Source organism: Streptomyces zaehneri, assembly GCF_032248645.1.
GTDB lineage: Bacteria > Actinomycetota > Actinomycetes > Streptomycetales > Streptomycetaceae > Streptomyces > Streptomyces coriariae.
Genome location: NZ_JASTTJ010000001.1, coordinates 185749 through 209941 on the forward strand (window position 1 = coordinate 185749; position 24193 = coordinate 209941).

General features: G+C 68.6%; 24 protein-coding genes, 1 tRNA gene and 1 pseudogene. 23 read left to right on the forward strand and 3 right to left on the reverse strand.

Annotated features, from left to right (window positions below; translation table 11 throughout):
* Positions 1 to 337 precede the first annotated feature (337 nt).
* From QQM72_RS00850 to QQM72_RS00870, 5 genes are all read left to right on the forward strand, one after another.
* Complete coding sequence (locus QQM72_RS00850) at positions 338 to 865, forward strand: SMI1/KNR4 family protein (RefSeq protein ID WP_314218857.1); 528 nt, start codon at positions 338 to 340, stop codon at positions 863 to 865.
* A 57-nt stretch (positions 866 to 922) separates the two neighbouring features.
* Positions 923 to 1774 carry a helix-turn-helix domain-containing protein gene (locus QQM72_RS00855; RefSeq protein WP_314218858.1) on the forward strand — a complete coding sequence of 284 codons (852 nt, stop codon included), beginning with the start codon at positions 923 to 925 and terminating at the stop codon, positions 1772 to 1774.
* 96 nt (positions 1775 to 1870) lie between these two features.
* Positions 1871 to 2272: an ATP-binding protein gene (locus QQM72_RS00860; RefSeq protein ID WP_314218859.1), complete on the forward strand. Its 402-nt coding sequence runs from the start codon at positions 1871 to 1873 to the stop codon at positions 2270 to 2272.
* Between the two features lie 175 nt (positions 2273 to 2447).
* On the forward strand, positions 2448 to 3299 hold the full coding sequence (locus QQM72_RS00865) for a sigma factor-like helix-turn-helix DNA-binding protein (RefSeq protein WP_314218860.1): 852 nt from the start codon (positions 2448 to 2450) through the stop codon (positions 3297 to 3299).
* The gene (locus QQM72_RS00870; RefSeq protein ID WP_314218861.1) at positions 3296 to 4150 is read left to right on the forward strand and encodes a protein phosphatase 2C domain-containing protein; all 855 of its coding nucleotides are present in this window, start codon (positions 3296 to 3298) and stop codon (positions 4148 to 4150) included. The genes QQM72_RS00865 and QQM72_RS00870 overlap by 4 nt, the downstream gene beginning before the upstream one ends.
* Positions 4151 to 4179: 29 nt before the next feature.
* Here QQM72_RS00870 and QQM72_RS00875 read toward each other — a convergent pair whose 3' ends face one another.
* Positions 4180 to 4818, reverse strand: coding sequence for a hypothetical protein (locus tag QQM72_RS00875; RefSeq protein WP_314218862.1), 639 nt, complete (start codon positions 4816 to 4818; stop codon positions 4180 to 4182).
* A 445-nt stretch (positions 4819 to 5263) separates the two neighbouring features.
* Between QQM72_RS00875 and QQM72_RS00880 the strand changes: the two genes are divergently transcribed.
* The 10 genes from QQM72_RS00880 to QQM72_RS00925 all read left to right on the forward strand — a co-directional run bounded on the left by QQM72_RS00880 (position 5264) and on the right by QQM72_RS00925 (position 11762).
* Complete coding sequence (locus tag QQM72_RS00880) at positions 5264 to 5611, forward strand: SCO3933 family regulatory protein (RefSeq protein WP_069768393.1); 348 nt, start codon at positions 5264 to 5266, stop codon at positions 5609 to 5611.
* A gap of 5 nt (positions 5612 to 5616) precedes the next feature.
* Complete coding sequence (locus QQM72_RS00885; protein ID WP_314218863.1) at positions 5617 to 6981, forward strand: FtsK/SpoIIIE domain-containing protein; 1365 nt, start codon at positions 5617 to 5619, stop codon at positions 6979 to 6981.
* 82 nt (positions 6982 to 7063) lie between these two features.
* On the forward strand, positions 7064 to 7282 hold the full coding sequence (locus QQM72_RS00890; RefSeq protein ID WP_314218864.1) for a hypothetical protein: 219 nt from the start codon (positions 7064 to 7066) through the stop codon (positions 7280 to 7282).
* A gap of 24 nt (positions 7283 to 7306) precedes the next feature.
* On the forward strand, positions 7307 to 8020 hold the full coding sequence (locus QQM72_RS00895) for a DUF2637 domain-containing protein (protein ID WP_314218865.1): 714 nt from the start codon (positions 7307 to 7309) through the stop codon (positions 8018 to 8020).
* Positions 8021 to 8035: 15 nt separating this feature from the next.
* Complete coding sequence (locus QQM72_RS00900; RefSeq protein ID WP_030795965.1) at positions 8036 to 8215, forward strand: mobile element transfer protein; 180 nt, start codon at positions 8036 to 8038, stop codon at positions 8213 to 8215.
* Between the two features lie 15 nt (positions 8216 to 8230).
* Positions 8231 to 8386, forward strand: coding sequence for a hypothetical protein (locus tag QQM72_RS00905; protein WP_167467581.1), 156 nt, complete (start codon positions 8231 to 8233; stop codon positions 8384 to 8386).
* Between the two features lie 20 nt (positions 8387 to 8406).
* On the forward strand, positions 8407 to 8721 hold the full coding sequence (locus QQM72_RS00910) for a SpdD protein (protein ID WP_314218866.1): 315 nt from the start codon (positions 8407 to 8409) through the stop codon (positions 8719 to 8721).
* A gap of 100 nt (positions 8722 to 8821) precedes the next feature.
* A complete protein-coding gene (locus tag QQM72_RS00915) occupies positions 8822 to 10189 on the forward strand; it encodes a replication initiator (RefSeq protein WP_314218867.1) in 1368 nt (455 codons plus the stop codon).
* Entirely contained in the window at positions 10189 to 10359 is a 171-nt protein-coding gene (locus tag QQM72_RS00920) for a helix-turn-helix transcriptional regulator (RefSeq protein WP_041669189.1), read from the forward strand. Before QQM72_RS00915 ends, QQM72_RS00920 begins: the two co-directional genes overlap by 1 nt.
* Entirely contained in the window at positions 10356 to 11762 is a 1407-nt protein-coding gene (locus tag QQM72_RS00925) for a tyrosine-type recombinase/integrase (RefSeq protein WP_314218868.1), read from the forward strand. Before QQM72_RS00920 ends, QQM72_RS00925 begins: the two co-directional genes overlap by 4 nt.
* A gap of 307 nt (positions 11763 to 12069) precedes the next feature.
* On the opposite strand, the gene QQM72_RS00930 is transcribed toward QQM72_RS00925, so the two are convergent.
* Positions 12070 to 13140 (reverse strand): pentapeptide repeat-containing protein, encoded by a 1071-nt coding sequence (locus QQM72_RS00930; RefSeq protein ID WP_314218869.1) that lies wholly within the window; start codon positions 13138 to 13140, stop codon positions 12070 to 12072.
* A gap of 192 nt (positions 13141 to 13332) precedes the next feature.
* Between QQM72_RS00930 and QQM72_RS00935 the strand changes: the two are divergent.
* Positions 13333 to 13764: pseudogene (locus tag QQM72_RS00935) on the forward strand (tyrosine-type recombinase/integrase); the annotation flags it as partial.
* A gap of 232 nt (positions 13765 to 13996) precedes the next feature.
* Here QQM72_RS00935 and QQM72_RS00940 read toward each other — a convergent pair.
* Positions 13997 to 14068 (reverse strand) — tRNA-Arg (locus QQM72_RS00940).
* 168 nt (positions 14069 to 14236) lie between these two features.
* Here QQM72_RS00940 and QQM72_RS00945 point away from each other — a divergent pair.
* The 7 genes from QQM72_RS00945 to rho all read left to right on the forward strand — a co-directional run bounded on the left by QQM72_RS00945 (position 14237) and on the right by rho (position 24087).
* Positions 14237 to 14737 carry a response regulator gene (locus QQM72_RS00945; RefSeq protein ID WP_314218870.1) on the forward strand — a complete coding sequence of 167 codons (501 nt, stop codon included), beginning with the start codon at positions 14237 to 14239 and terminating at the stop codon, positions 14735 to 14737.
* Between the two features lie 373 nt (positions 14738 to 15110).
* Positions 15111 to 16244 (forward strand): ArgS-related anticodon-binding protein NrtL, encoded by a 1134-nt coding sequence (gene nrtL, locus QQM72_RS00950; protein WP_314218871.1) that lies wholly within the window; start codon positions 15111 to 15113, stop codon positions 16242 to 16244.
* A 15-nt stretch (positions 16245 to 16259) separates the two neighbouring features.
* Positions 16260 to 17651, forward strand: coding sequence for a diaminopimelate decarboxylase (gene lysA / locus QQM72_RS00955; RefSeq protein ID WP_314218872.1), 1392 nt, complete (start codon positions 16260 to 16262; stop codon positions 17649 to 17651).
* 384 nt (positions 17652 to 18035) lie between these two features.
* Positions 18036 to 19334 carry a homoserine dehydrogenase gene (locus QQM72_RS00960; RefSeq protein ID WP_028807061.1) on the forward strand — a complete coding sequence of 433 codons (1299 nt, stop codon included), beginning with the start codon at positions 18036 to 18038 and terminating at the stop codon, positions 19332 to 19334.
* Positions 19335 to 19340: 6 nt separating this feature from the next.
* A complete protein-coding gene (gene thrC, locus QQM72_RS00965; RefSeq protein ID WP_314218873.1) occupies positions 19341 to 20399 on the forward strand; it encodes a threonine synthase in 1059 nt (352 codons plus the stop codon).
* Positions 20400 to 20694: 295 nt separating this feature from the next.
* The gene (thrB, locus tag QQM72_RS00970; RefSeq protein WP_314218874.1) at positions 20695 to 21639 is read left to right on the forward strand and encodes a homoserine kinase; all 945 of its coding nucleotides are present in this window, start codon (positions 20695 to 20697) and stop codon (positions 21637 to 21639) included.
* Positions 21640 to 22044: 405 nt separating this feature from the next.
* On the forward strand, positions 22045 to 24087 hold the full coding sequence (rho, locus tag QQM72_RS00975; RefSeq protein WP_314218875.1) for a transcription termination factor Rho: 2043 nt from the start codon (positions 22045 to 22047) through the stop codon (positions 24085 to 24087).
* Positions 24088 to 24193 lie beyond the last annotated feature (106 nt).

Sequence of the window (24193 nt, forward strand, 5' to 3'; positions counted from 1 at the left end):
TTGGGCCGACGGAAACGGATCGGCTGCGCGCCATCACTCCGCCGGCAGCCGTGAACGGAGCCCCCTCCGTCTCGGAGCTTGACCGGCCCCCTCGGAGGCATGCCTGGGTCCTCAGGTGAACTTCTCGACCCTGCACGGAGCACACAGCGCGCCGCCGGGGCGCGGCTGGCCGGGGCGCAGACAGGAGGCAGGCCGCGCCCCGGCGGCGCGCGCCCGCGCTTGCGCGGGCCTTGAACCAGTAGAGAAAGTTTGAATCATGGTCTCGCTACCGGGGTGTGGCCGGCAGAGGCGAATCCTCGGCAGTCGTCAGGTACACGCCGGTCGCTAGCCTGTCCTCGTGATCCATACCGATGATCGACAGTTCCCAGCTGCCCTGGCCGCGGCGTTGGCGGTCCCGTTCGATTACAACGACGGCGACGGGGTCGACTTCGAACCTTTCGCAGCCTTCCTGTCTGCGGAGGAGACCACGGACTGGTTCCGGGCCTGGACTGGGAATGCAGAGCTAAGTGGCGACGGGTTCCGCGTGTTTGGGCAGGACGGCTCGGGCGGATTCGCGGCGTTCTGGTTGATCCGCCCCAGCTGCCCGCTTGTCGATCAGCCTGTGGTCTTCCTTGGTTCCGAGGGCGAGACCGGTGTCGTTGCACGTGATCTGAGCGCCTTCTTGTGGCTGCTGGCTGGCGGCTTCGGCCCCTGCGAAGCGGCCACCTCGGACGAACCCGACTGGACGCCGTCGCTCAACTCCGACTTCATGGCCGTCGCGGAACGATTCGCGGCCGACCAGCAGCAGCCGGCAGCTGCCGTCATCGAGCAGGCGACCCGCGAGTTCCCAGACTTCGATGACACCATCATGGAGCTCTGCCGCTGACTCGGTCCCCAACTGTTAAGGGCAGGTCCCTCCGCTCAGTGGTGTAGAACCCTGGGTATGGGGAGTGAGCGGCGGGAGCTGATGAAGGCGCTCGGGGTGCGCCTTCGAGGGCTCCGAACACAGGCTGGCCTGACGGGTGCCGTTCTGGCGCAGCGGGCTGGCGTGGGGCAACCGACCGTGTCCAAGGTGGAGAACGGGCGCATGGTTCCTAGCCTCGACGTCCTGGGGCGCTTGTCGCTGGCTCTCGATCTCGACGAGTTGACCTCTCGTGAGGTGCGTGACCTCCTAGTCGCCGTGGAAGCTGCGCCGGACGCCGCCGCGGTATCCGACGATGAGGCTCTTGCCGGGTCGGTCCTGGATGAGGCAGTGCGGTCTGCTCGGCTGGTTCGCTCGTTCCAGTGCGTCGTTCTGCCGGCCATGCTCCAGAGTGCCGAGTACGCCCGGCACGTGTTCGCGAGCGCGCCGAACTCGACGCCTGAGGCAGTCGGTCGGGCTGTCGCTGCGCGTGTCGAGCGGCAGAGTCTCTTGTACGAGCCGGGTCGCGAGTCGGTGTTCGTGCTGACGGAAGCTGTGTTGCGGACCTGGCCGGGGAATCCCTCGCTGATGCTTGCCCAGTTCGACCGGCTCTTGGCTGTCGAGAGTCTGAGTACTGTGCGCCTCGGGGTGATCCCCTGGCGTCGGGCCGTTCCGGTCCTGCCTCGTCACGGGTTCACCTTGTGCGACCAGGGAGCGGTTGTTGTTGAGTCCTTCCGCGGTGAGCGGGTCTTGGACGACTCCGACGAGGTTGCCGCGTACGAGGAGACCTTCCGGCGCTTCGAAGAGGCTGCGCTTTTCGGCTCTGAGGTGCGAGAGCTCCTGCTTCGGGTGATGCAGGAGTTTCGGGAGATGGAAGACTTCGCCACCCGTTAGAGGAATAATTCCTCAAGATGCCTGGCTCATTGGTCATCCGTGGGAATACCCTGCTCGCTGTGTCGTCTAGCCCCCTAGACGAGGAGGAGTGTTCCCATGTCCCAAAGTTGGTGCCGCATGTTTCCCGGCCTGGCCTGGCAGGTGGCACAGGCCCGTCACTTCGTCGCCGCCCTGCTTGAGGATGAGGCTCCAGACCTCGTCGACGACGCTGTCCTGGTCGTCGGGGAGCTGGCGGCCAATGCTGTCCGGCATACGCGGAGCGGCTGGTACCGCGGATGGTTCCTCGTGGTCGTCCACTTCCGTGACGACCTGGTCCGCGTCGAAGTCGTCGACCAAGGCGGAGACGAGGAGCCGCAGGTTCGAAGCGTGGCCAGAGGCGTGGAAGAGGATGGCCGCGGTCTGATGATGATTGCCGCTTGTGCCAAAGACTGGGGAGTGAAGGACCGGCCCTCGGGTGCTCGCTGCGTCTGGGCCGAGCTGGCTCGGAACGGCTCGTGATGGGTTCGTGCGCGGCGGTGATCCGTAGCTGCCTCGTGGGCAGTAGCGGGTGAGCCCTCGTGGAGTGCCTCGGCGCCGGGCCGGCTTCTATGTGATCGGTGTTCATTCGGGCAGGCGGCTCCCGCCCATTCCGTCTAGGGCCCTAGACTCCTGGTTACTTCTAGGAGGTGTGGTCATGTCGGACGAGTTGCAGCGGATCATGGCGATTGATGATCCGTACCTGCTCCTGCGTGAGGTCACGACGCGATTGGCCGATGCTCAGCAGGAGGTGACCGAACTGGCCCGACTCCGCCGTCGTGTGGTTCAGGACCTCCACTCGCAAGGGCTGTCGTACGCGCAGATCGCCGAGAAGGCCGGCCTGAGCCGCGGGCGGATCCATCAGATCCGGCATACCGGCCCGGCGCCCGAGGGTGCGTTCCTCGGTGCGGGTGCCGTCACGGTCGTGACTCCGCTTCGGTGGGACGACGACAAGAAGCGCACGGTCGTCGCCATGGCTGACGTGAACTCTGGGAAGCGCCTGGAGGAGCTGGCGAAGTCGTACGGGCTCGATGTCAGCTCCGGCAACGTGCTCGTGAGTGGTGAGGTTGACCTCAACCGTGACGGCCTGGTCGTCGTCTGCGGGCCGGGCATGTCCCAGGACATGAGCGACCTCTACGCACAGGATCCGGTACTCAGCTGGGAACATCCCGATGGCGAACCATGGGCGCTGGTGGACCGTCGTACCGGCACAGCACACCGCGCGGGGCAGGACACCGACTCAAACCGCCCGTACGACGTCGGCTACCTTGGCCGGCTGCCCCGTCCGGACGGCAACGGCTCGGTGCTCGCCCTCGCCGGAATCCACACTGAAGGATCCCTCGGCGTCGTCCAGCTGCTCGCCTCCGACCTGAGCACGCTGTGGGGCCAGGTGGGAGAGCATCGCTTCTCCACGCTGGTCGGCGTCGAATACGACCCTGAGACCGGCGAACCGCAGTCCGTCGAACTGCTCACCCCCCTCTACCGGCACGACGAGGAGACGACGGCGTGAACGTCGCCCTCGCCTCACTACCTGCTGAACCGGGGCGGGAAAACGAGGACTTCGCCGCCGCGGCTGCCGGGGCGGCTGTTCTCCTGGACGGGGCCGGCGTGGCCGGTGCGGAGACCGGGTGTACGCACGGCATCGCCTGGTTCTCCTCAACGCTCGGCGGGCTGCTGCTGAGCACCATCACGGCGAACCCGGCCCGGCCGCTCGCCGACTGTCTGGCCGACGCGATCCGAGTCGTTCGGTCCCTGCATGAGGACAGCTGTGACCTGACCTATCGGGCCAGTCCGACCAGTACCGTCGTCGCCGTCCGGGCTGGCGCGGAAGCTCTGGAATACCTCGTGCTTGGTGACTCGACGCTCCTCCTCGCCGACCAGGACGGTAAGACGACTGTCGTCACTGATCAGCGCCTGGACGAGGTCGGCAAGCGCCTCCGCTCGCCGGTCGATGAACTGCTCACAGGCTCACCCGAACACGGGGTTGCCTTGGCGCTGTACCGCGACGCCCTGACAGGGCTCCGCAACCGGCCGGGTGGCTTCTGGATCGCCGGGCCCGATCCGCAAGCGGCGGCGCACGCCCTCACCGGCGTGGTACCGCTGGAATCGCTGGCGTCCGTGACGCTGCTGAGTGACGGTGCGACGCGACTCGTCGACTCATTCGCACTCAGTACCTGGGAAGGGACGTTGCGCGTCCTCGACTCATCAGGGCCCGCGGAGCTGCTTCGGCGTGTACGGAGCGCTGAGGCGAGTGACCCTGATGGCCGACGCTGGCCTCGAGGCAAGGCACAGGATGACGCCACCGCCCTGCACTGGATGCTGCGTCCCGCCTTCTCCGCGGGCGATACGTCGCGACGTTGACGGCATCTTCTGCGGGGAGAGCCCGACCGTCAGTGCCCCTGTGGACGCTCGCGCACCTTCCGGAGGATCTCCATCCCAAGCTGCTGGCGATCCGAGTCCATTCGGAAGCGAACGCCCCTTTGCGCCTCTACTGTTTGAGCTAGCCGCCTGGCTTGGTCTGCGTCGAGTACGTCGACCATCTGCGCCGCGAGCAGCATGGCGTGGTACTGCTCGAACGGGGTGCGCGACTGGGCGATGACGGCAAGGGTGGCTTCGAAGTTTCGCAGTTCAGGGCTGGCCTGCATCATTGCCAACGCGGTGATGCGCTGTTCCTCCGTTCCGTCCTGCAGCCAGCGCGTGACCTCGGCCGGCTCGAAGGACTCCTCCTGCGCCAAGCGGCGCGCACGGGCAACCACCTCTTCCAAGGCCTGTGTACGCGAGGCGCCGGGACGCATCGACCGTCGTACTGAGCTGTAGTCGGCAGCGATAGGTCTCGCAGCGTCCATCAAGGCGCTCGCCTCTGCACGCAACTTGGTGGCGGTAGCGATGTCACCCCGGCGCTCGGACTCCTCCGCCAATTCAAACCTGTCTGCGGCGGCGGCCCGCATCCTCAGCGTGGCGCCTCCGAACTCAAGGCTTTCGATCTGGCTGCCGAGCATGGCGAGGGTGAGCAAAATGCCGCCGAGCATGATGAGGGCCGCAGAGCCGGTCCCGTTCTGAGTAGCAAAGACTGCAAGGGCACCTAAACCGAATGACCCTGAACCCACGAGAGCCGTGAGCGTGCGCCAGGCGGGTGCGGCTCTCGTCTTCACCGGCCTCCCCGCTTCTGTTCGGATGGGCGTGATACCACCGGCAAACGCGCGTGAAGCTATTAGCAGGATCTAGGGCTGGGATGCGACTGCGCCTTGTTGGGTGCCCTCACCTTGGCTGCGGTCCAAGGCGCGCCGAACCCCTTGCCTCACGACGTTAGGCATTCGAGCACGGGAGCGGCGACCGGTCATACGCCGTTCGTGCGTCGAGACCGATTCGTATACCCCCCTAGACGGTTCAGGGGTCGCCCCTCTGCTGTCTAGGGGGGTATCCGGTCCCAGCGGAGCGGACTTAACGCACCGCCAACCAAGTGAGGTTCACGAAATGCGTGTCATCCCCGTAGACGTCTCGGCCGCGACGCTCCTCGTCACCAAGCTGCCCGAGGTCAAGGTGAAGGACCGTCAGACCGGTGAGATCGCCATCGACCCGGTCACCAACGACCGGCTCATGGTGCTGGAGCTGGTGTTCATCGCGGCGGGCGGTTCGGACATGATCAAGGTCACCGTTCCCGAGAAGGGCATCGGTGAGGGCCTGGTGATGGGAGCTCCGGTCATCCTGCCCGGCCTCATCGCCCGGCCGTGGGAGAGCGAGTTCGGTGGGCGGATGCGTCACGGCATCGCCTACCGGGCGGATGCGGTCATGGTCAACGCTCCGGCTCCGGTGCAGGGCTGAACCCCATGACTGACACCGTCTGGATGCTGGCCCTGTGCCTGCTTGCAGTCGCCGCCCTGCTGGTCCTGCGCCGCCGAGCACCGGTTGCCCTCTGGTGGCTGGTCGGCTACCCGTTCGTCGCGCTGCGCGTGCTCACCACCTACCGGGCCACGATGGACGCGTGCGGCCTGACGGTCCCGGCCTCGGCCGTCCGTCGGGCCACAGCCCGGATGATCGGACGGGAAGCCGCCCCCGTCCCGCCTCGGCGGTCGCTGCCGTGGCCGACCGGTTCCGGGCTCGTGATGCGGCTGCGCATGGCGACCGGACAGGCCCCCGAGGACTTTATGGCCTCGGCCGACCGGCTGCGCCACGCCTGGGCCGCGCACGCCGTGCACATCCGCCCCACCAAGCCGGGCTGGCTCGAACTGCGCCTGATCGGCTGGGACGTGCTCTCCGACGTGCAGCCCGCACGGCGGTGGAAGCAGCGCGGGCCGCTCACCCTTCCGCTAGCGCTTCGGGATGACGGACGTTGGCACGTACGGGACTTCCGCGCCGTGCCGCATGAACTCATCCTCGGAGCGACGCAGTCCGGCAAGTCCGTGTACCTGCGGAACCTGGTGTGCGGCCTGGCGCGGCAACGGGTCGTGCTCGTCGGAGTCGACTGCAAATGGGGCGTCGAGCTCGCACCGTTCGCGCCCCGGCTGTCCGCGCTCGCCGACACTCCGGACCGGGCGAACGAACTCCTTGACGTCCTGCTGGAAGAGATGGAGGCACGGTTCCGTCTCATCGGGCTCTCGTCCGCTGCGGGCCCGGATGCCGTGCTCACCTCGGACGTGTGGGGGCTGCCGGACGCGGTGCGGCCAGTGCCGGTCGTGGTCGTCGTCGACGAGGTCGCAGAACTCTTCCTCGCCGCGAGCCGCGACGACGAGAAACGACGCGACGCCATGGTCACCAAACTGATCCGCATCGCCCAGCTCGGCCGCGCGGCCGGCATCTACCTCGAAGTGTGCGGCCAGCGCTTCGGCTCCGAACTCGGCAAGGGCGCGACCATGCTCCGCGCCCAGCTCACCGGCCGCATCTGCCACCGCGTCAACGACGAGTCCTCGGCGAACATGGCGCTCGCCGACATCTCCCCGGAAGCGGCGCTCGCCGCCACCTCCATCCCGGCCGAACGTCCCGGCGTCGCGATCGTCGGCGACTCGTCCGGCGGCTGGTCCCGCGCCCGCTCTCCGCACCTGTCCCTCGACGAGGCGGCGGCCATCTGCCGCGACACGGCTGCCCTGGTGCCGGAACTGCCCCGCCTCGACTCCTTCCGGCCCGTCGTCGCCGTGGAGTCCGCCAAGGCGCAGATCCCGGCCGGCGTGCCCACCGCCCGCCCGGTGACCGAGTAGCCGCACCAACTTCCCCACGGCTGGCGTGACCGCCTCGCGCCAAGTCCCTAGCCCTCCCATGCCGCGAACCGGAAGGAAGCCCATGTCACGCCCCTCCATCGCCGAGGTCAGCGCACTCATCGCCGACCTGGCCGCGCTGCGCCAGAACCCGGACCGCACCTCCGACGAGTATGCGGCGCTCATGAACCGCAAGGCGGACCTGTTGGAGCGCATCGCGGCCTGCACGCCTGGCGACGCCGATGCCGCCGAGGTGGCCCGTCTGGCCCGTGAGCGTGCCGACTCACTCAAGTCCGCCAACTGACCGCACGGAAGGGATCGGGAGCCGATGCGTGCCCAGCTCGCCCGCGTAGATGCGGTGATCGTCCAAGCCGTCATCGCGGGTGCCCTGTCCTTCTCGCACCTTCACGACCTCGCCGACGCGGCCGGACAGGGCGGCTGGAAGGCATGGGCCTACCCCGTCTCCGTCGACCTGCTGCTCGTCGCCGCCTGGCGCCGGATGCGCGAACAGCAGCGCGCCGGACAACCGGCCGGGGGACCGCGGCTGTGGTTCCTCATCGCCCTGGCCGCATCCCTCGGGGCCAACATCGCCACCGCCGGGCTCCTCGACCTGGACGACGTCCCCGCGTCGCTCCGCGTCGTGGTGGCCGGCTGGCCCGCCGTCGCCTTCTTCGGCGGAACCCTGCTCGCCCACACACCACGCACCCCGGACACGCCCACGGCCACGGCTACGCCCGAGACGGACAACGAACCGGCCCACGTCCCGACTGCGGTCGACGCACCCGAACGTGACGCGCTTCCGGCCCTGGTCACCGGCCCGGACTCTGATTCGGAGCCGCCCGCAACCCCCGAACCGGTCGCGGCTGTCCCCGCCCCGACGCCTGCCCCGGCCGTCACCCTCCCGCCCGCCCTCGTCGACCGCGCCCAGGCCCTGGCCGAGGAACACCGCGCCACCACCGGTCTCGCCGCAGACCCCGATGCCGTCCGCGCCCGGCTCGGCCTGCCCCCGTCCATGACGCCCTCTGTCGCCGCCCACCTCTGAGAAGGGACGAACACCGTGAACCCGCGCTTCCGCAACGTCCGCCGCATCGGCCCCGTGCAGGTCGCCTCCTACATCGCCCGCGGCCGCAACCGCCACCTCGCGGCCTGCACTGCGCCCCGTTGCGACTTCTCCACCGAGTACGACAGCCGCGCCGCCGCCGAACTCGCCGCACGCACCCACCGCTGCAAGGCCTGACAGGAGACCGCTGCCATGACCGTCCCTCTCTGGTTCGCCGTGCTCGTCGTCGCCGTCCTCGGCATCCAGCTCGCCCGCCCGCCGTGGTGGCTGGTCGCCCTGCTCCTCCTCGGCGGCTACCTCGTCGCCAACAGCGTTCTCGCCCCCGCCGTCGCCACGCTCCTCGACTGACCCACAGAAGGGACCGCCTCGTGTTCACCCCCAAGTACCCCCGCCCGGACACCGCCCCGATGCCCGCCAGCACACCCCCGGTGACCTACAGCCCGTCGGTCTACAGCCCCACCGCCTATGCCCCGGCCCCGGTTCCGGCGGCCCCCGCCTCCACCCGGCCGGCGGTCCAACTCACCCCGGGCAGCGTGCTCACCCTCGCCGCCGGTGGGGGAGCCCTGGTCCTGGTCGTCGGCGCGGTCCTCGTCTCCATGCTCCTCGCGGTCGCCATCACTGCCGCTTCCGTGGCCGTCTGCGCGGTCGTCATCCGCTCGATTCTCAAGAGCGACCGCCGCTGACCTCATCTGCGCAGCATCCCGGCCTGCCCACTCTGTCTAGCCCCCTATGCAGGCCGGGTGCCCGTCCTGAACTTCCGCCCCTCCAAGGAGGCACCCGCACATGCGCCCCGAGGCTTCCACCGGAGCCATCCGCCAACTGGCAGCCCTCGCCCAGCACGGCGACCTCAGCACCTACGCACACCAGGTTCAGCGGCTCGGCGGCTGCGAGCGGCCCGTACGGATGGAGGGCCACCGCCTCGACGTCCACGCCGCGACCGGCGAGATCGTCCGCGAGATCTTCGACCACGACCTTCCTGCCGGACAGCTCCTCATCCGCTGCAACAACCGCCGCGCTACCCGCTGCGCCGCCTGCGCCGAGGTCTATCGCAAGGACACGTTCCACCTCGTCACGGCCGGCCTGAGCGGCGGCAAGGGGATCGGCCCGACCGTCGCCCAACACCCCCGGGTCTTCGCCACCTTCACCGCGCCGTCCTTCGGCCCCGTCCACAACCGGCCCGGCGGCGGTCGCTGCCGCTGCGGATGCCTCCACCCGGAAGACGACCCCGCCCTCGGTACCCCGCTGAACCCGGAGCGATACGACTACCGCGCCGCCGTCCTCTGGAATGCGCACGCCGGTGCCCTGTGGGCCCGCTTCACCACCTACCTACGCCAACAGATCGCCTCCCGCGCGGACATCACCCGCTCCGAACTGCGCCACTGCCTCAAGCTCTCGTACGCCAAGGTCGCCGAGTACCAGCGGCGCGGAGCCGTGCACTTCCATGCCGTGATCCGCCTCGACGGCCCCGAAGGTGCCGAGGACTCCCCGCCCGTCTGGGCGACGACGGAACTCCTCTCCGACGCGATCCGCTCGGCCGTCCGGCTCGCCGAGACCCCCGGCCCGACCCTCGACGACCGCGCCCACACCTTCCGCTTCGGCGAACAGCTCGACATCCGCCCCATCCGCTCCGCCGACTTCGCCGGAACCACCCACCTGAGAAGCCGGGCCGTCGCTGCCTACATCGCCAAGTACGCCACCAAGGGCGCGGAGAGCGCGACGGGCACCATCGATCGCCCGATCCGCAACCCCATCACCGACCTGATCGGCACCGACGTCACCGACCACGCCCGGCAGATGATCCTTACCTGCTGGCACCTCGGCGGACTGCCCGAACTCGAAGAACTCCGGCTGCGCAAGTGGGCTCACATGCTCGGCTTCCGCGGCCACTTCTCCACCAAGTCCCGCGCGTACTCCGTCACCCTCGGCACCCTCCGCCAGGAACGCGCCGACCACAACGAAGCGCTCACGCGCGAACGGGCGGCTCTGGCCGGCCACCCCCTCCCGGACCCGGACACCGTCCTCGTCCTCTCGCACTGGCGCGTTGCCGGTACCGGCCTGACCGCCGCCGAATCCTGGCTAGCCACCTCACGGCGACCCGACACCCCGGACACGGAAGGAGACTCGTCGTGGACCGCCGACGAGACGAACTGATGACCGTCCCGCAGATCCTCGCCGAGCTGGGCGGAGTCTCCCGCCGCACCTTCTACCGCTGGCGCGAACTGGGACAGGCTCCAGAGGCGATCAAGCTCCCGAACGGTGAACTCCGCTTCTGGCGCAGCGACTTCACCTCGTGGCTCCACGGGCTCGGGGAGGCGGCGTGAAGTCCCATGACGTGAAGGTGTGGAGCATCCGCAAGCGGCCGTACAAGACGCCGTCGTACGACGTGCGATGGAAGGTCGGCGAGGTCCCGCCCTTCTCCGGGACCTTCCGGACCAAGGCGCTCGCCGACAACTTCCGCGCAAAGCTGCTCCGGGCTGCGCAAAAGGGCGAGGCGTTCAGCACTGAAACTGGTCTCCCGGACTCCATGGCGCCGATCAAAGAGTCCCTCACCTGGTACGACTTCGCGCGGACGTACGTCGCCATGAAATGGCCGCACGCCGCTCCGAACTCCCGCGACAGCCTGAACGAGACGATGACACTCGTCACGACTCACCTCCTGGGCGACCGCGCCGGCCGCCCCGCGGATGATGTGTTGCGGCGTGCCCTGCGCGGCTGGGCCTTCGTCGTCCAGGCCCCGGACGAGGAGGCCCCGCCGGTGGACATCGCCAACGCCCTTCGATGGGTCGCCAAGGCCTCGCTACCGCTGACGACGCTCAAGAACCCGGCAGACATCCGCAGCGTCCTCGACTCGCTCAAGCTCACCCTTTCCGGTGCGCCAGCTGCCGCTGAGACGGTGCGACGCAAGCGGGCTGTCCTCTTCAACGCCCTGGCCTACGCAGTCGAGCTGGGGGAGCTCCCGGAGAACCCGGTCTCGCTCGTGAAGTGGAAGCTGCCCAAGGTCACCAAGGAAGTTGACCGTCGAGTCGTGGTGAACCCCCGGCAGGCGGCTGAGCTTCTGGGCGCGGTCTCGTACGTCGGTGGGTACGGCCGGGCCCGTGGGCGCCGACTCGTCGCGCTCTTTGCCTGCATGTACTTCGGTGGGCTGCGGCCGGCGGAAGCTGTGGCTCTGCGGGGTCCGGACTGCACACTGCCGGACAAAGGGTGGGGCTCGCTGATCCTGGAGAAGAGCCGCCCGACCGTCGGGAAGCGGTGGACTGGAACGGGGGAGGTGCACGACAACCGAGGCCTCAAGAATCGACCCGCCAACGAGACCCGCATCGTTCCGGCTCCGCCCCGCCTGGTGCGCATGCTCCGGGCTCACATCGAGGAGTTCGGTACGGCCAAGGATGGCCGACTGTTCGCTAATGAACGCGGTGGAGTGGTCGCCTCGACGACGTACTGGCGTGTCTGGGACGAGGCGCGGCACTTGGCGCTCACCCCGGAACAGGTGGCCTCGCCGTTGGCCGCTCGACCGTACGACCTGCGGCACGCCGCGCTCTCCTCGTGGCTCAACGCCGGCGTAGACCCCACAGAGGTTGCGGAGCGCGCGGGCAACAGCGTTGAAGTGCTGCTGAGTCGGTATGCCAAGTGCCTCGACGGTCGACAGGACGTCGCCAATCGCCGGATCGCCGAACTCCTAGGCGAGGATGACGGCCAGGAGGACGAGCCCGGCAACGGGCCCTGATCCACGCACCCCTCACAGTCCCCTGCGGCATGATGGCCCCTGAACTACGGTCCGGGGGCCATCGTCGTTTCCAGGGCCATGCGGAATCCGGCCCTTCGGCCAGTCCACGGCGTTGGAGGCGTGTCGCGGGGCGCAGGAGAAGCCAGAGCAAATCGGAAGTCGCCTTCCGCTCCGCACATCGATGAGGTCGGCTTCGTCGACAGACGTGTTACAGCAGAGGTCATCTGACACTTTCTTGGCCTCATTCAGGACTGCTGGCGCCTCTCAATTGCGGCGGGAGAATTTCCTTATGTCGCGGCCTACTCATCTAGGGCAGATTTTCTTCCTCCGCTGCCCTCGCTTCCTCTTCCGTCCTCGTTTTGAGCCAGTCCCTGATTCCCTCTGGAAACTGCGTGCTCTCATCGTGCAAGCTGTCGTCGACCTGACTGTATTGCAGGCCGTAAATCTTGGTAGCGATTGTCTCCTTGAGGTTTGTTTCGTCGAAGATTGCATCGTGCACGTGGGCCTGTGACATGTATGCACGAGTTAGGTTCGTTCGAGATAGATCCGCATTGATTAGCCTCGTCCGGAAGAGGTTCGCGCCCACTAGATTGGCCTCTCGCAACGTGACGTCCTTAAGGCTGCTGCGTCGAAGGGTCGAGCCCTGCAAATCGCAGCCTGCCATGTCTGCGCGATCAAACTTGATCATATCTAGGTCGAGGTCGTACAGATCGTATCCCCTTAGATCCGTCCCTGAAAGGTCAATCGTCTGGTATCGGCTTAGGGACGAGCCTTTGGGCTGCCTTGGAGCTGTGCCGATCACGTTTAGTGCGGCGAGAACGTCCTCTCGATGTACGTGCGTTCCTTCACCATTCCCTGAGGAGTTCTTTCGAGCGTACGTGCGCACGAATGCAGCTAGAACGTCCGCGCCAGCCCAGTAATCCCGCTCACTGTCGCGCATAATTCGACCAAGGCTATAGATTCCGCCGAGACGTTGCGTTACGTTTTCCGAGCCCAACAGCTTTATGGCTTCCAGGTACCTATCAGTGACTTGGCCTTCGCGGGTGAGTTCAGCTTGTTCGCGATCTTTATCGCGGGCATGAGCGAATTGGTCCTGACTGTGCAGGTAGAGCTTTTCGGCGTGTCGATGGCTCTTATGGGTGTAGTACAGGCCGATTCCTGCGATGGCACTGGCGGCAACGGCAACCAGTACAGTACGGATACCTGTGATAATGATGCCCGCGGACGGGACCAGCGCCCCATTGTTGTCGTGGATGTGCTGGTCCTCGATGTACCAGGGGCCCCACACGAGAGCGGCCACGAAAGCTACGGAGAGCAGTGCGATGGCTGAGCAGACTACCGCGCGCCGGGTGATCTTGGCCTTGATGTGAAGTCCCATGGCGGGATGATGGCTTGCAGAAAGCCCCGGCGTGTGTTGATCGGCTTTTTCAGAGCGGAACTTGAGGTTGCGGCGTGCGCTGACGGAGTTGATCTCAGATGCGTTCGGTACAAATTATGTCAGGCGTTGAGCGGGGCTTTCGTGGCGTTCGAAACGGGATGAGCGGGGCGTAGCGTGAGACGTCACCGGGCATCGCGGACAGCCCTCGAACCCCGCATCGTTCTGGCTCCGCCCTGCCTGGTGCGCATACTCCTCGCGCACACCCAGGAGTTCGGCACGGCCAAAGACGGCCTGCTGTTCGCCAATGATCGCGGTGGAGTGGTCGCCTCGACGACGTACTGGCGTGTCTGGGACGAAGCACGGCACCTGGCGCTCACGCCGGAACAGGTGGCCTCGCCGCTGGCCGCCCGACCGTACGACTTGCGGCACGCCGCGCTCTCCTCGTGGCTCAACGCCGGTGTGGACCCCACCGAGGTTGCGGAGCGCGCGGGCAACAGCGTCGAAGTGCTCCTCAGCCGCTACGCGAAGTGCCTCGACGGGCGACAGGATGTCGCCAATCGCCGGATCGCCGAACTCCTCGGCGAGGACGACGGCCAGGAGGACGAGCCCGGCAACGGGGTCTGATCGCGACACACCTCCGACACGCGCACTGCGGCATGATGGCCCCTGGACTGCGGTCCGGGGGCCTCGTCGTTTTCCGGGGTTGACCTGCTGATTCCTGGTCGGCGGCCAGTCCACGCATAGTCCACAGCACCCGACATACGGCCGCTTCGAGCGGCACATGGCTGCACATACGCCAAGACCCCGTCCTCAGCGAAAGCGCTGGTGGCGGGGTCTTTGGGCACCTCGTACAAGGTGCCCCCGGCAGGATTCGAACCTGCGCACACGGCTCCGGAGGCCGTTGCTCTATCCCCTGAGCTACGGGGGCGTGTCGGTCGTGAGGTGTTGCTCGCGGCGACGGGTAGAACACTACCAGCTTGCTCGGGGTGTTCATGAACGGGTTTCTGCGGGTCCGGGGCGGGGTGTGGGTCGCCCGCACGGGGTGGAAGTGGGGAAAACCCGGACGCGGTGGCCGGTCCGGACCTACTCTCAAGTTGTGCCAGGGGCGTCGGGCCGGGTGCTTGTTGTGGACGACAACAAGGTCATCCGGCAGCTGATCAGGGTCAATCTCGAGCTGGAGGGCATCGAGGTCGTGACCGCGGGCGATGGTGTCGAGTGTCTGGATGTCGTTCATCAGGTGCAGCCGGATCTTGTGACGCTCGATGTCGTGATGCCTCGGTTGGACGGGTTGCGTACCGCCGCTCGGCTGCGTACCGATCCGCGGACGCGTGATCTCCCCCTTGTCGTCATCAGCGCCTGTACGCAGTACGAGGTCGAGGCCGGTCTTGAGGTCGGCGTCGACGCGTTCCTCTCCAAGCCCTTCGACCCTGACGAACTCGTTTCTGTCGTAAGGAAGTTGATGGAGGGTAGGGAAGGTCCCGGTCCGGAGCGGGGGATCGGGACCGTGTGCGTGGCCGAGGAAGGCGTAGGGGCGGGGAAGGGTGTAGGGCCGGGCCCGGGCGCGGGGCCTGGTACTGCGGGCTCAGGGGCCGAGTAAAGCCGTTCTGTAGGCCTGGCACGCATCAGTGCATCAACGCCTCGATGTGTCAGTGCCTCGGTGTGTCGGTCATCAGTCCGTCGGTGCGTCAGAGTGTCAGTGGATCAGTGGATCAGTGGAAACAGTCCCGGGTGCCCGGGCCGGGCCGAACGGTTCCAGTGGGTTCTGCCGCCCGAAACGTTGCCTGCGAGAGCGGCCACCTCGTCGCGTCGCAAGCCGGGCACCCGCCTGCGGTCCGTCCGGCATCCCGCACCCTCCGCGCCCGGATGCCCCGGCCGCCGCAGCCGGTGCCCCCACTCCCTCCCCGTCCACATCCCGGACCTCCGGTAAACCGGGTCGCCTACCCACCCCCCTCCTCCCCTACGCTTGTCCCGTGACCCCCGTCGAGCTCTCTCGTACCGTGCTGCGCGCGGTGCGTCGTGCTGTCGATGACGGGGAGCTGAGTGTGGTCGTACCTCCGCGGGCCGTGGTGACCGTTCCGGGGCCCGGTGGCTGTGGGGACTACGCGACCAACATCGCCCTCCAGCTGGCGCGGCCGGCCGGGCAGCCGCCGCAGCGGGTCGCCGAGGTTCTCCGGCCGTATCTTCTCGGTGCCGCCGGGGTCAGGGACGTCGTCGTCACCGGGCCCGGGTTTCTGAATTTCAGCCTGGAGGGGGCGCGGGCGGCCCAGGGGTCGGTCGCGCTCGTCAGCGAGATCCTGCGTAGCCGGGGCCGTGCCCGGGGCTGGGGCCAGAGCGGGGTTCGGAGTCGGCGCGGGGGTGGGTACGGGTGGGTCGATCGGCCCACCGGGCAGGTCGTGCAGCTGCATGCTCCGCATGAGGTCCGTGCCGTCGTCGTCATGGACGTCGTGGCCCGTGTGCTGCGTTCGCAGGGCGCCCTCGTGCGTACCAGCTGTGTGGCGCGTCCCGAGCGGGAGTGGACCGAGGTGCTCGGGGTCGAGGTCGACGCGTACGGCACGCCCGACGCGCCGGCTCCGCTCGAGGTCAACGTGCGTCCCGTGCCCGCCGCCCCGGCCGATCCCGTGTCGCTCGGTCGCGACGCCGGTCGTTGGGCTCTGCTCCACCCCGCCGCTCATGACCGGCCCCGCATCACCTCCGAGTATCTGTCCCAGCGGGAGGGCAACCCGCTCTTCCGGGTCCGTTACGCCCACGCCCGCACCCGGGCGCTCAGCCGTAACGCCGCCGACCTGGGTTTCGACGCCCGCCCCGGAGTCGTCCAGGACGTAATCCAGGACGTGATCCAGGACGTACGCGCGCTCGAGACCGCCCTCGCCGACCATCCCCGCATCCTGGCGGCTGTGGCGACCCGGCACGCTCCCGACCGTCTCGCCCGGCATCTCCTCGCCGTCGCCGACGCCGTCACCCCTCTTCTCCCCACCGTCCTGCCCCGTGGTGAGGAGAAACCCTCGGCCGCCCACCGTGCCCGGCTCGCGCTTGCCGAAGCCGCCGGGACGGTGCTGGCCGGCGGCCTGTCCCTGCTCGGCATCGACGCACCCGACCATCTCTGAAAGAGCACGCCAAAGATGAGCCGTTCCGCCCACCCCGCCGGGCCCCGTCACGCCGACGTCTTTCCGGAGGGGCACTACTCCGCCCCGCCCGCCGATCTCAACGCCCTCCACCCGAAGGTCTGGGCGCACACCGTCACCCGTAACGCCGACGGTGTGCTGACCGTGGGCGGTGTCGACGTCGCCGCCCTCGCCGAGGAGCACGGCACCCCCGCGTACATCCTCGACGAAGCCGACTTCCGCGAGCGGGCCCGTGCCTGGCGTACCGCCTTCGGGGCCGAGGCCGACGTCTTCTACGCCGGCAAGGCGTTCCTGTCCCGGGCCGTCGTGCGGTGGCTGCACGAGGAGGGGCTCAACCTCGACGTCTGTTCGGGCGGCGAGCTCGCCACCGCCCTCTCCGCCGGCATGCCCGCCGATCGCATCGCCTTCCACGGCAACAACAAGTCCGTCGACGAAATTCACCGGGCCATCGACGCCGGGGTCGGGCGTATCGTTCTCGACTCCTTCCAGGAGATCGTGCGCGTCGCCCATGTAGCGCAGTCCCTCGGTAAGCGGCAGCGGGTGCAGATTCGTATCACCGTCGGCGTCGAGGCCCATACGCACGAGTTCATCGCCACCGCGCACGAGGACCAGAAGTTCGGGATTCCGCTCGCGGGCGGACAGGCGGCGGAAGCCGTCCGGCGGGCTCTCCAGCTCGACGGGCTCGAACTCATCGGACTGCACTCCCACATCGGGTCGCAGATCTTCGACATGTCCGGCTTCGAGGTCGCCGCCCACCGGGTCGTCGGACTGCTCAAGGACATCCGTGACGAGCACGGCGTCGAGCTGCCCGAGATCGACCTCGGCGGTGGGCTCGGTATCGCGTACACCGGCGACGACGATCCCCGCGAGCCCCACGAGATCGCCAAGGCGCTCACCGAGATCGTCACCCGTGAGTGCGAGGGCGCCCGGCTCCGCACCCCTCGTATCTCCGTCGAGCCGGGGCGCGCCATCGTCGGCCCCACCGCCTTCACCCTCTACGAGGTGGGCACCATCAAGCCCCTCGACGGGCTGCGTACGTACGTCTCCGTCGACGGCGGTATGTCGGACAACATCCGTACCGCGCTGTACGACGCGGAGTACAGCGTCGCGCTGGTCTCCCGGACCTCCGACGCCGAGCCGATGCTCGCGCGGGTCGTCGGCAAGCACTGCGAGAGCGGCGACATCGTCGTGAAGGACGCGTTCCTGCCCTCCGACCTGGCACCGGGTGACCTGATCGCAGTACCCGCCACGGGCGCGTACTGCCGGTCGATGGCCAGCAACTACAACCATGTGCTGCGGCCGCCCGTGGTCGCCGTGCGCGAGGGGGAGTCGCGGGTCATCGTGCGCCGGGAGACCGAGGAGGACCTGCTGCGACTCGACGTCGGCTGAGAGCAGCCGGGAACAGCTGAGGGTAGCCGGGAACAGTCGGGAACAGCTGAGAGCAGCCGGGAACACCCGGGAACGGCCGGGGACAGCCGGGAACGGCCGGGAAACAGGGGGCGGAACGGACGACGGAACAGACGGCGGAACGGACGACGGAACAGACGGCGGGACGGCGGATTCGACCGCTTGCGGAAACGACGGCCGGAAACGACTGCCGGAAACGGTCGGCATCCGCCGACGGAATAGGGCGGAAGATCTCCTGTCTGCCGCCTCTGTGAAAATGAAATAGATGTCTCACGATCCGGACCAGGGATAGAAACTCCGGTCCGGTGAGTGAGACTGGGGCAACCGGAAACAACCGTAGACGGTATGAGGAAACGAGGTCGGATGATGCGTACGCGTCCGCTGAAGGTGGCGCTGCTGGGCTGTGGAGTGGTCGGCTCAGAGGTGGCGCGCATCATGACGACGCACGCCGACGACCTCGCCGCGCGGATCGGGGCCCCGGTGGAACTCGCCGGCGTGGCCGTTCGCCGGCCCTCCCGGGTCCGCGAGGGCATCGACCCCGCGCTCGTCACCACCGACGCCACCGCCCTCGTCAAACGCGGCGACATCGACGTCGTCGTCGAGGTCATCGGGGGCATCGAGCCCGCTCGTACGCTCATCACCACCGCTTTCGAGTACGGCGCCTCCGTCGTCTCCGCGAACAAGGCGCTCCTCGCCCAGGACGGCGCCGCGCTGCACGCGGCCGCCGAGGAGCACGGCGAGGACCTCTACTACGAGGCCTCCGTCGCCGGTGCCATCCCGCTGATCCGGCCGCTGCGCGAGTCCCTCGCCGGGGACAAGGTCAACCGGGTGCTCGGGATCGTCAACGGCACCACCAACTTCATCCTCGACAAGATGGACTCCACCGGCGCCGGGTATCAGGAGGCCCTCGACGAGGCCACCGCCCTGGGATACGCCGAGGCCGACCCCACGGCCGACGTCGAGGCGTTCGACGCCGCCGCCAAGGCGGCCATCCTCGCCGGGATCGCCTTCCACACGCGCGTGCGCCTCGACGACGTGTACCGCGAGGGCATGACCGAGGTGACCGCGTCCGACTTCGCCTCCGCCAGGGAGATGGGCTGCACCATCAAGCTGCTCGCCATCTGTGAGCGGGCCGCGGACGGCGGGTCGGTCACCGCGCGCGTGCACCCCGCGATGATTCCGCTGAGCCACCCGCTGGCCTCCGTGCGCGGCGCCTACAACGCCGTGTTCGTGGAGTCGGACGCGGCCGGGCAGCTCATGTTCTACGGTCCCGGCGCCGGCGGTGCTCCCACCGCCTCCGCCGTGCTCGGCGACCTCGTCGCCGTCTGCCGCAACCGGCTCAGCGGGGCAACGGGGCCCGGCGAGTCGGCGTATGCCGCCCTGCCGGTGTCGCCGATGGGCGACGTCGTCACGCGCTACCACATCAGTCTGGACGTCGCCGACAAACCGGGTGTTCTCGCCCAGGTGGCGACCGTGTTCGCCGAGCACGGGGTGTCCATCGATACGGTGCGCCAGCAAGGGCGACAGGACAGCGACGGCGAGGCCTCTCTCGTCGTCGTCACCCACCGCGCGTCCGACGCCTCCCTCACCGGGACCGTCGAGGCGCTGCGCAAGCTCGACACCGTGCGGGGTGTCGCCAGCATCATGCGGGTTGAAGGAGAGTAACCAGCAATGACCCACCAGTGGCGCGGAATCATCGAGGAGTACCGGGACCGGCTGCCGGTTTCCGACAGCACGCCCGTCGTGACGCTCCGTGAGGGCGGCACGCCCCTCGTGCCCGCGCAGGTGCTCTCCGAGCGCACGGGCTGCGAGGTCCACCTCAAGGTGGAGGGTGCCAACCCCACCGGGTCCTTCAAGGACCGCGGCATGACCATGGCCATCACGCGGGCCAAGGAGGAGGGTGCGCAGGCCGTCATCTGCGCCTCCACCGGCAACACCTCCGCGTCCGCCGCCGCGTACGCGGTGCGGGCCGGCATGGTCTGTGCCGTCCTCGTCCCGCAGGGCAAGATCGCGATCGGCAAGATGGGCCAGGCCCTCGTCCACGGCGCGAAGATCCTCCAGGTCGACGGCAACTTCGACGACTGCCTCACGCTCGCCCGTGCGCTGAGCGACAACTACCCGGTGGCGCTGGTCAATTCGGTGAACCCGGTGCGCATCGAGGGCCAGAAGACGGCCGCGTTCGAGATCGTGGACATGCTCGGCGACGCCCCCGACATCCACGTCCTGCCGGTCGGCAACGCGGGCAACATCACCGCGTACTGGAAGGGGTACCAGGAGTACGCCGCCGACAAGATCGCCGCACGGACCCCCCGTATGTGGGGATTCCAGGCGTCGGGCAGTGCCCCGATCGTGCGCGGCGAGGTCGTCAAGGACCCGTCGACCATCGCCACCGCGATCCGCATCGGCAACCCGGCCTCCTGGAAGTTCGCGCTGGCCGCGCAGGAGGAGTCCGGCGGCTTCATCGACGAGGTGACGGACCGTGAGATCCTGCGCGCATACCGGCTGTTGGCCGCGCAGGAGGGTGTCTTCGTGGAGCCGGCGTCCGCCGCGTCCGTGGCCGGTCTGCTGAAGGCGGCCGAGCAGGGCAAGGTCGACCCGGGGCAGAGGATCGTGTGCACCGTCACCGGCAACGGCCTGAAGGACCCCGACTGGGCCGTCGCCGGCGCCCCGCAGCCCGTCACCGTGCCGGTCGACGCGGTGACGGCGGCCGAGCGCCTCGGCCTCGCGTAGGCCGGCCGCGCGTCGCCCGTGAGTCACTCGCGGGCGACGCGCAGGGGGCTTTCCCGCGTAGGGGTGCACAGGGGGCTTGCGACACGCATCGTGCGCCGCCCGTGCGCCCTATGTCGCCACAGAACCTTCCTTCGATAGGCTGTACCGAATCCGCCCGCCGCATATGCCGCAGTGCCGCGTCGTCGCCGTGTCGTTGCCGCGTCGTCTCCGCGGACTCCAGGGTTCTCCGTACAGGTCTCCCGTACATATCGAATGTCATTCGACAGTCCCGCAGCTCAAGGAGAGTCATCGCGAGATGGCCGGTCCCGCCTTTCGTGCCGCCCCCGTCCGGGTGCGCGTTCCCGCCACCAGCGCCAACCTCGGCCCGGGCTTCGACGCCTTCGGCCTCGCGCTGGGGCTCTATGACGACGTCGTCGTCCGGGTGGCCGACTCCGGGCTGCACATCGACATCGCGGGGGAGGGCAGCGAGACACTGCCCCGCGACGAGAAGCACCTCCTCGTCCGCTCCCTGCGCACCGCCTTCGACGTGCTGGGCGGCCAGCCGCGCGGCCTGGAGATCGTCTGCGCCAACCGCATCCCGCACGGCCGCGGACTCGGCTCCTCCTCCGCCGCGATCTGCGCCGGAATCGTCGCCGCGCGCGCGGTGACCATAGGCGGCGAGAACAAGCTCGACGACGCGGCCCTGCTCGAGCTCGCGACCGAGATCGAGGGCCACCCGGACAACGTGGCGGCCTGTCTGCTGGGCGGGTTCAGCCTGTCCTGGATGGAGGCGGGCGCCGCGCGGGCGATCAGGATGGAGCCCGCCGATTCCATCGTTCCGGTGGTTTTCGTGCCCGGGAAGCCGGTTCTCACCGAGACCGCGCGCGGTCTGCTCCCGCGCTCCGTCCCGCACGTCGACGCGGCCGCCAACGCGGGCCGGGCCGCACTGCTCGTCGAGGCCCTCACCCGGCGCCCCGAACTGCTGCTGCCCGCCACCGAGGACCGTCTGCACCAGGAGTACCGCGCGCCGGCGATGCCCGAGAGCGCGGCACTGGTGGAAAGGCTGCGCGCCGACGGGATTCCCGCCGTCATCTCCGGCGCCGGGCCCACCGTGATGGCGCTGGCCGACGCGGGCACGGCCGACAAGATCGAGGCCTCGGCCGGCACGGACTGGGCCGCGAACCGCCTGGCCCTGGACCTGAAGGGCGCCTGCGTACTACCGCTCGCACCCGCTGGTGACAGCCACTCCGGCGACATCTAAGCGCACGGTTGCCGGATTTCGAGAGGGGGAATGTTTGTTGGATCCGGTAGTGTTAACCTCAAGTCTGCACCCGACCCCACCATGGCGAGGTGCTTCGTGTCCCCCTTCGGGACAGACATTCTTCCGGGAGCTCCCCAAGCCGCACTGCGTTCCGTACGTCGTACCTGGGCAGTACGCAGTACAGCGACGCTGAGTGGTCCACAGGGCACGCTCCGGAATTGGTGCGACCACGCCGCGTGACACTGAGTGTCATGGCTCGTCGCGGTAGCGCCGTCACCAGCAAATTCTCTTCCGCCGCTTTGGCGGACCACCGCCCCGGCTTCGCCACAGCAAGGACCGAAGTCGGACAGCACAACCGGTCGCCGAGCCAGACAGGCCGACGTCCGCTCCAGGGAAGGACCCTTCGTGAGCGACACCACCGATCTGATGGGCGCACGTGTCGAGGAGACCGCTGCCGCGCCCGCCACGGACGCCTCCGCGCCTGCCACCGGTGCCGGCTCCCGGCGGCGCCGCGGTACCGGCCTCGAGGGCATGGTGCTGGCCGAGCTTCAGCAGGTCGCATCCGGCCTCGGTATCAGGGGCACGGCGCGTATGCGCAAGAGCCAGCTGATCGAGGTCATCAAGGAGGCGCAGGCGGGAGGCGGAGCAGCCGCTCCCAAGGCCACGACGACCCCCGCCGGGGACGCCGCCGAGACCAAGCCCAAGCGCCGCGCCACCTCCAAGGCGCGCACCGGCGACGAGGCCGCCGAGAAGAAGGCGGACACCGCCAAGGCCGAGGCCCCCGCCGAGAAGGCCGTGGCCCAGCAGCAGATCGAGATCCCCGGTCAGCCGGCCAGCAACGACGCGCCCACCGAGCGCCGTCGCCGCCGCGCCACCGCCGACGCGGGCAGCCCGGAGACGGTCGTCGCCGAGGCGAAGGCCGCCCCGAAGGCCGAGGCGTCCGCCCCGGCGCAGAGCGAGTCCCAGGCCCAGCAGCAGGGCGACGCCAAGGGCGATGCCGACGGTGGCGAGGGCCGTCGCCGCGACCGCCGTGAGCGCGGCCGCGACCGCGGTGAGCGTGGCGACCGCGGTGACCGTCGCAAGGGCGACGACCAGCAGGGTGGCGGCCAGCAGCAGCGGGGCGGCGGCCAGCAGCAGGGGCAGCAGCAGAGCGGTGGCCGTCAGGACCGCCAGCAGCGCGACAACGGCCCCCAGGACGACGACGAGTTCGGCGACGGCCGGCGTGGCCGTCGCGGCCGTTACCGCGACCGCCGTGGCCGTCGTGGGCGTGACGAGATCGGCGCCGCCGAGCCGCAGGTCGCCGACGACGACGTCCTGATTCCCGTCGCGGGCATCCTGGACATCCTCGACAACTACGCGTTCATCCGTACGTCGGGCTACCTGCCGGGTCCCAACGACGTGTACGTCTCGCTCGCCCAGGTCCGCAAGAACGGTCTGCGCAAGGGCGACCACGTCACCGGCGCGGTCCGTCAGCCCAAGGACGGCGAGCGCCGCGAGAAGTTCAACGCGCTGGTCCGGCTGGACTCCACCAACGGCATGGCGCCCGACTCCGGGCGCGGGCGACCGGAGTTCAACAAGCTGACCCCGCTCTACCCGCAGGACCGTCTCCGTCTGGAGACGGACCCGGGCGTGCTGACGACCCGCATCATCGACCTCGTGTCGCCGATCGGCAAGGGCCAGCGCGGTCTGATCGTGGCCCCGCCGAAGACCGGCAAGACCATGATCATGCAGGCGATCGCCAACGCGATCACGCACAACAACCCCGAGTGCCACCTGATGGTCGTCCTGGTCGACGAGCGTCCGGAAGAGGTCACCGACATGCAGCGGTCGGTGAAGGGCGAGGTCATCTCCTCGACCTTCGACCGTCCGGCCGAGGACCACACCACGGTCGCCGAGCTCGCCATCGAGCGCGCCAAGCGTCTGGTGGAGCTGGGCCACGACGTCGTCGTGCTGCTCGACTCCATCACGCGTCTGGGCCGTGCGTACAACCTCGCCGCCCCGGCCTCCGGCCGCATCCTGTCCGGTGGTGTCGACTCGACCGCCCTGTACCCGCCGAAGCGCTTCTTCGGTGCGGCCCGCAACATCGAGGACGGCGGCTCGCTGACCATCCTCGCCACCGCTCTGGTGGACACCGGGTCCCGCATGGACGAGGTGATCTTCGAGGAGTTCAAGGGCACCGGCAACATGGAGCTCAAGCTCGACCGGAAGCTCGCCGACAAGCGCATCTTCCCGGCGGTGGACGTCGACGCGTCCGGTACCCGTAAGGAAGAGATCCTGCTCGGCAACGAGGAGCTCGCCGTCACCTGGAAGCTGCGCCGGGTGCTGCACGCGCTCGACCAGCAGCAGGCGATCGAGCTGCTCCTCGACAAGATGAAGCAGACGAAGTCGAACGGCGAGTTCCTGATGCAGATCCAGAAGACGACGCCGTCGACGGGCAACAACGACTGACGACCGACGTCTGCTCACCGATGACCGACGCCTGACGTCTGACGTCTGACGCGGTTCCGTCGCACACCGACCGAGGGCCGCCCCCGCACAGGGGGCGGCCCTCGGT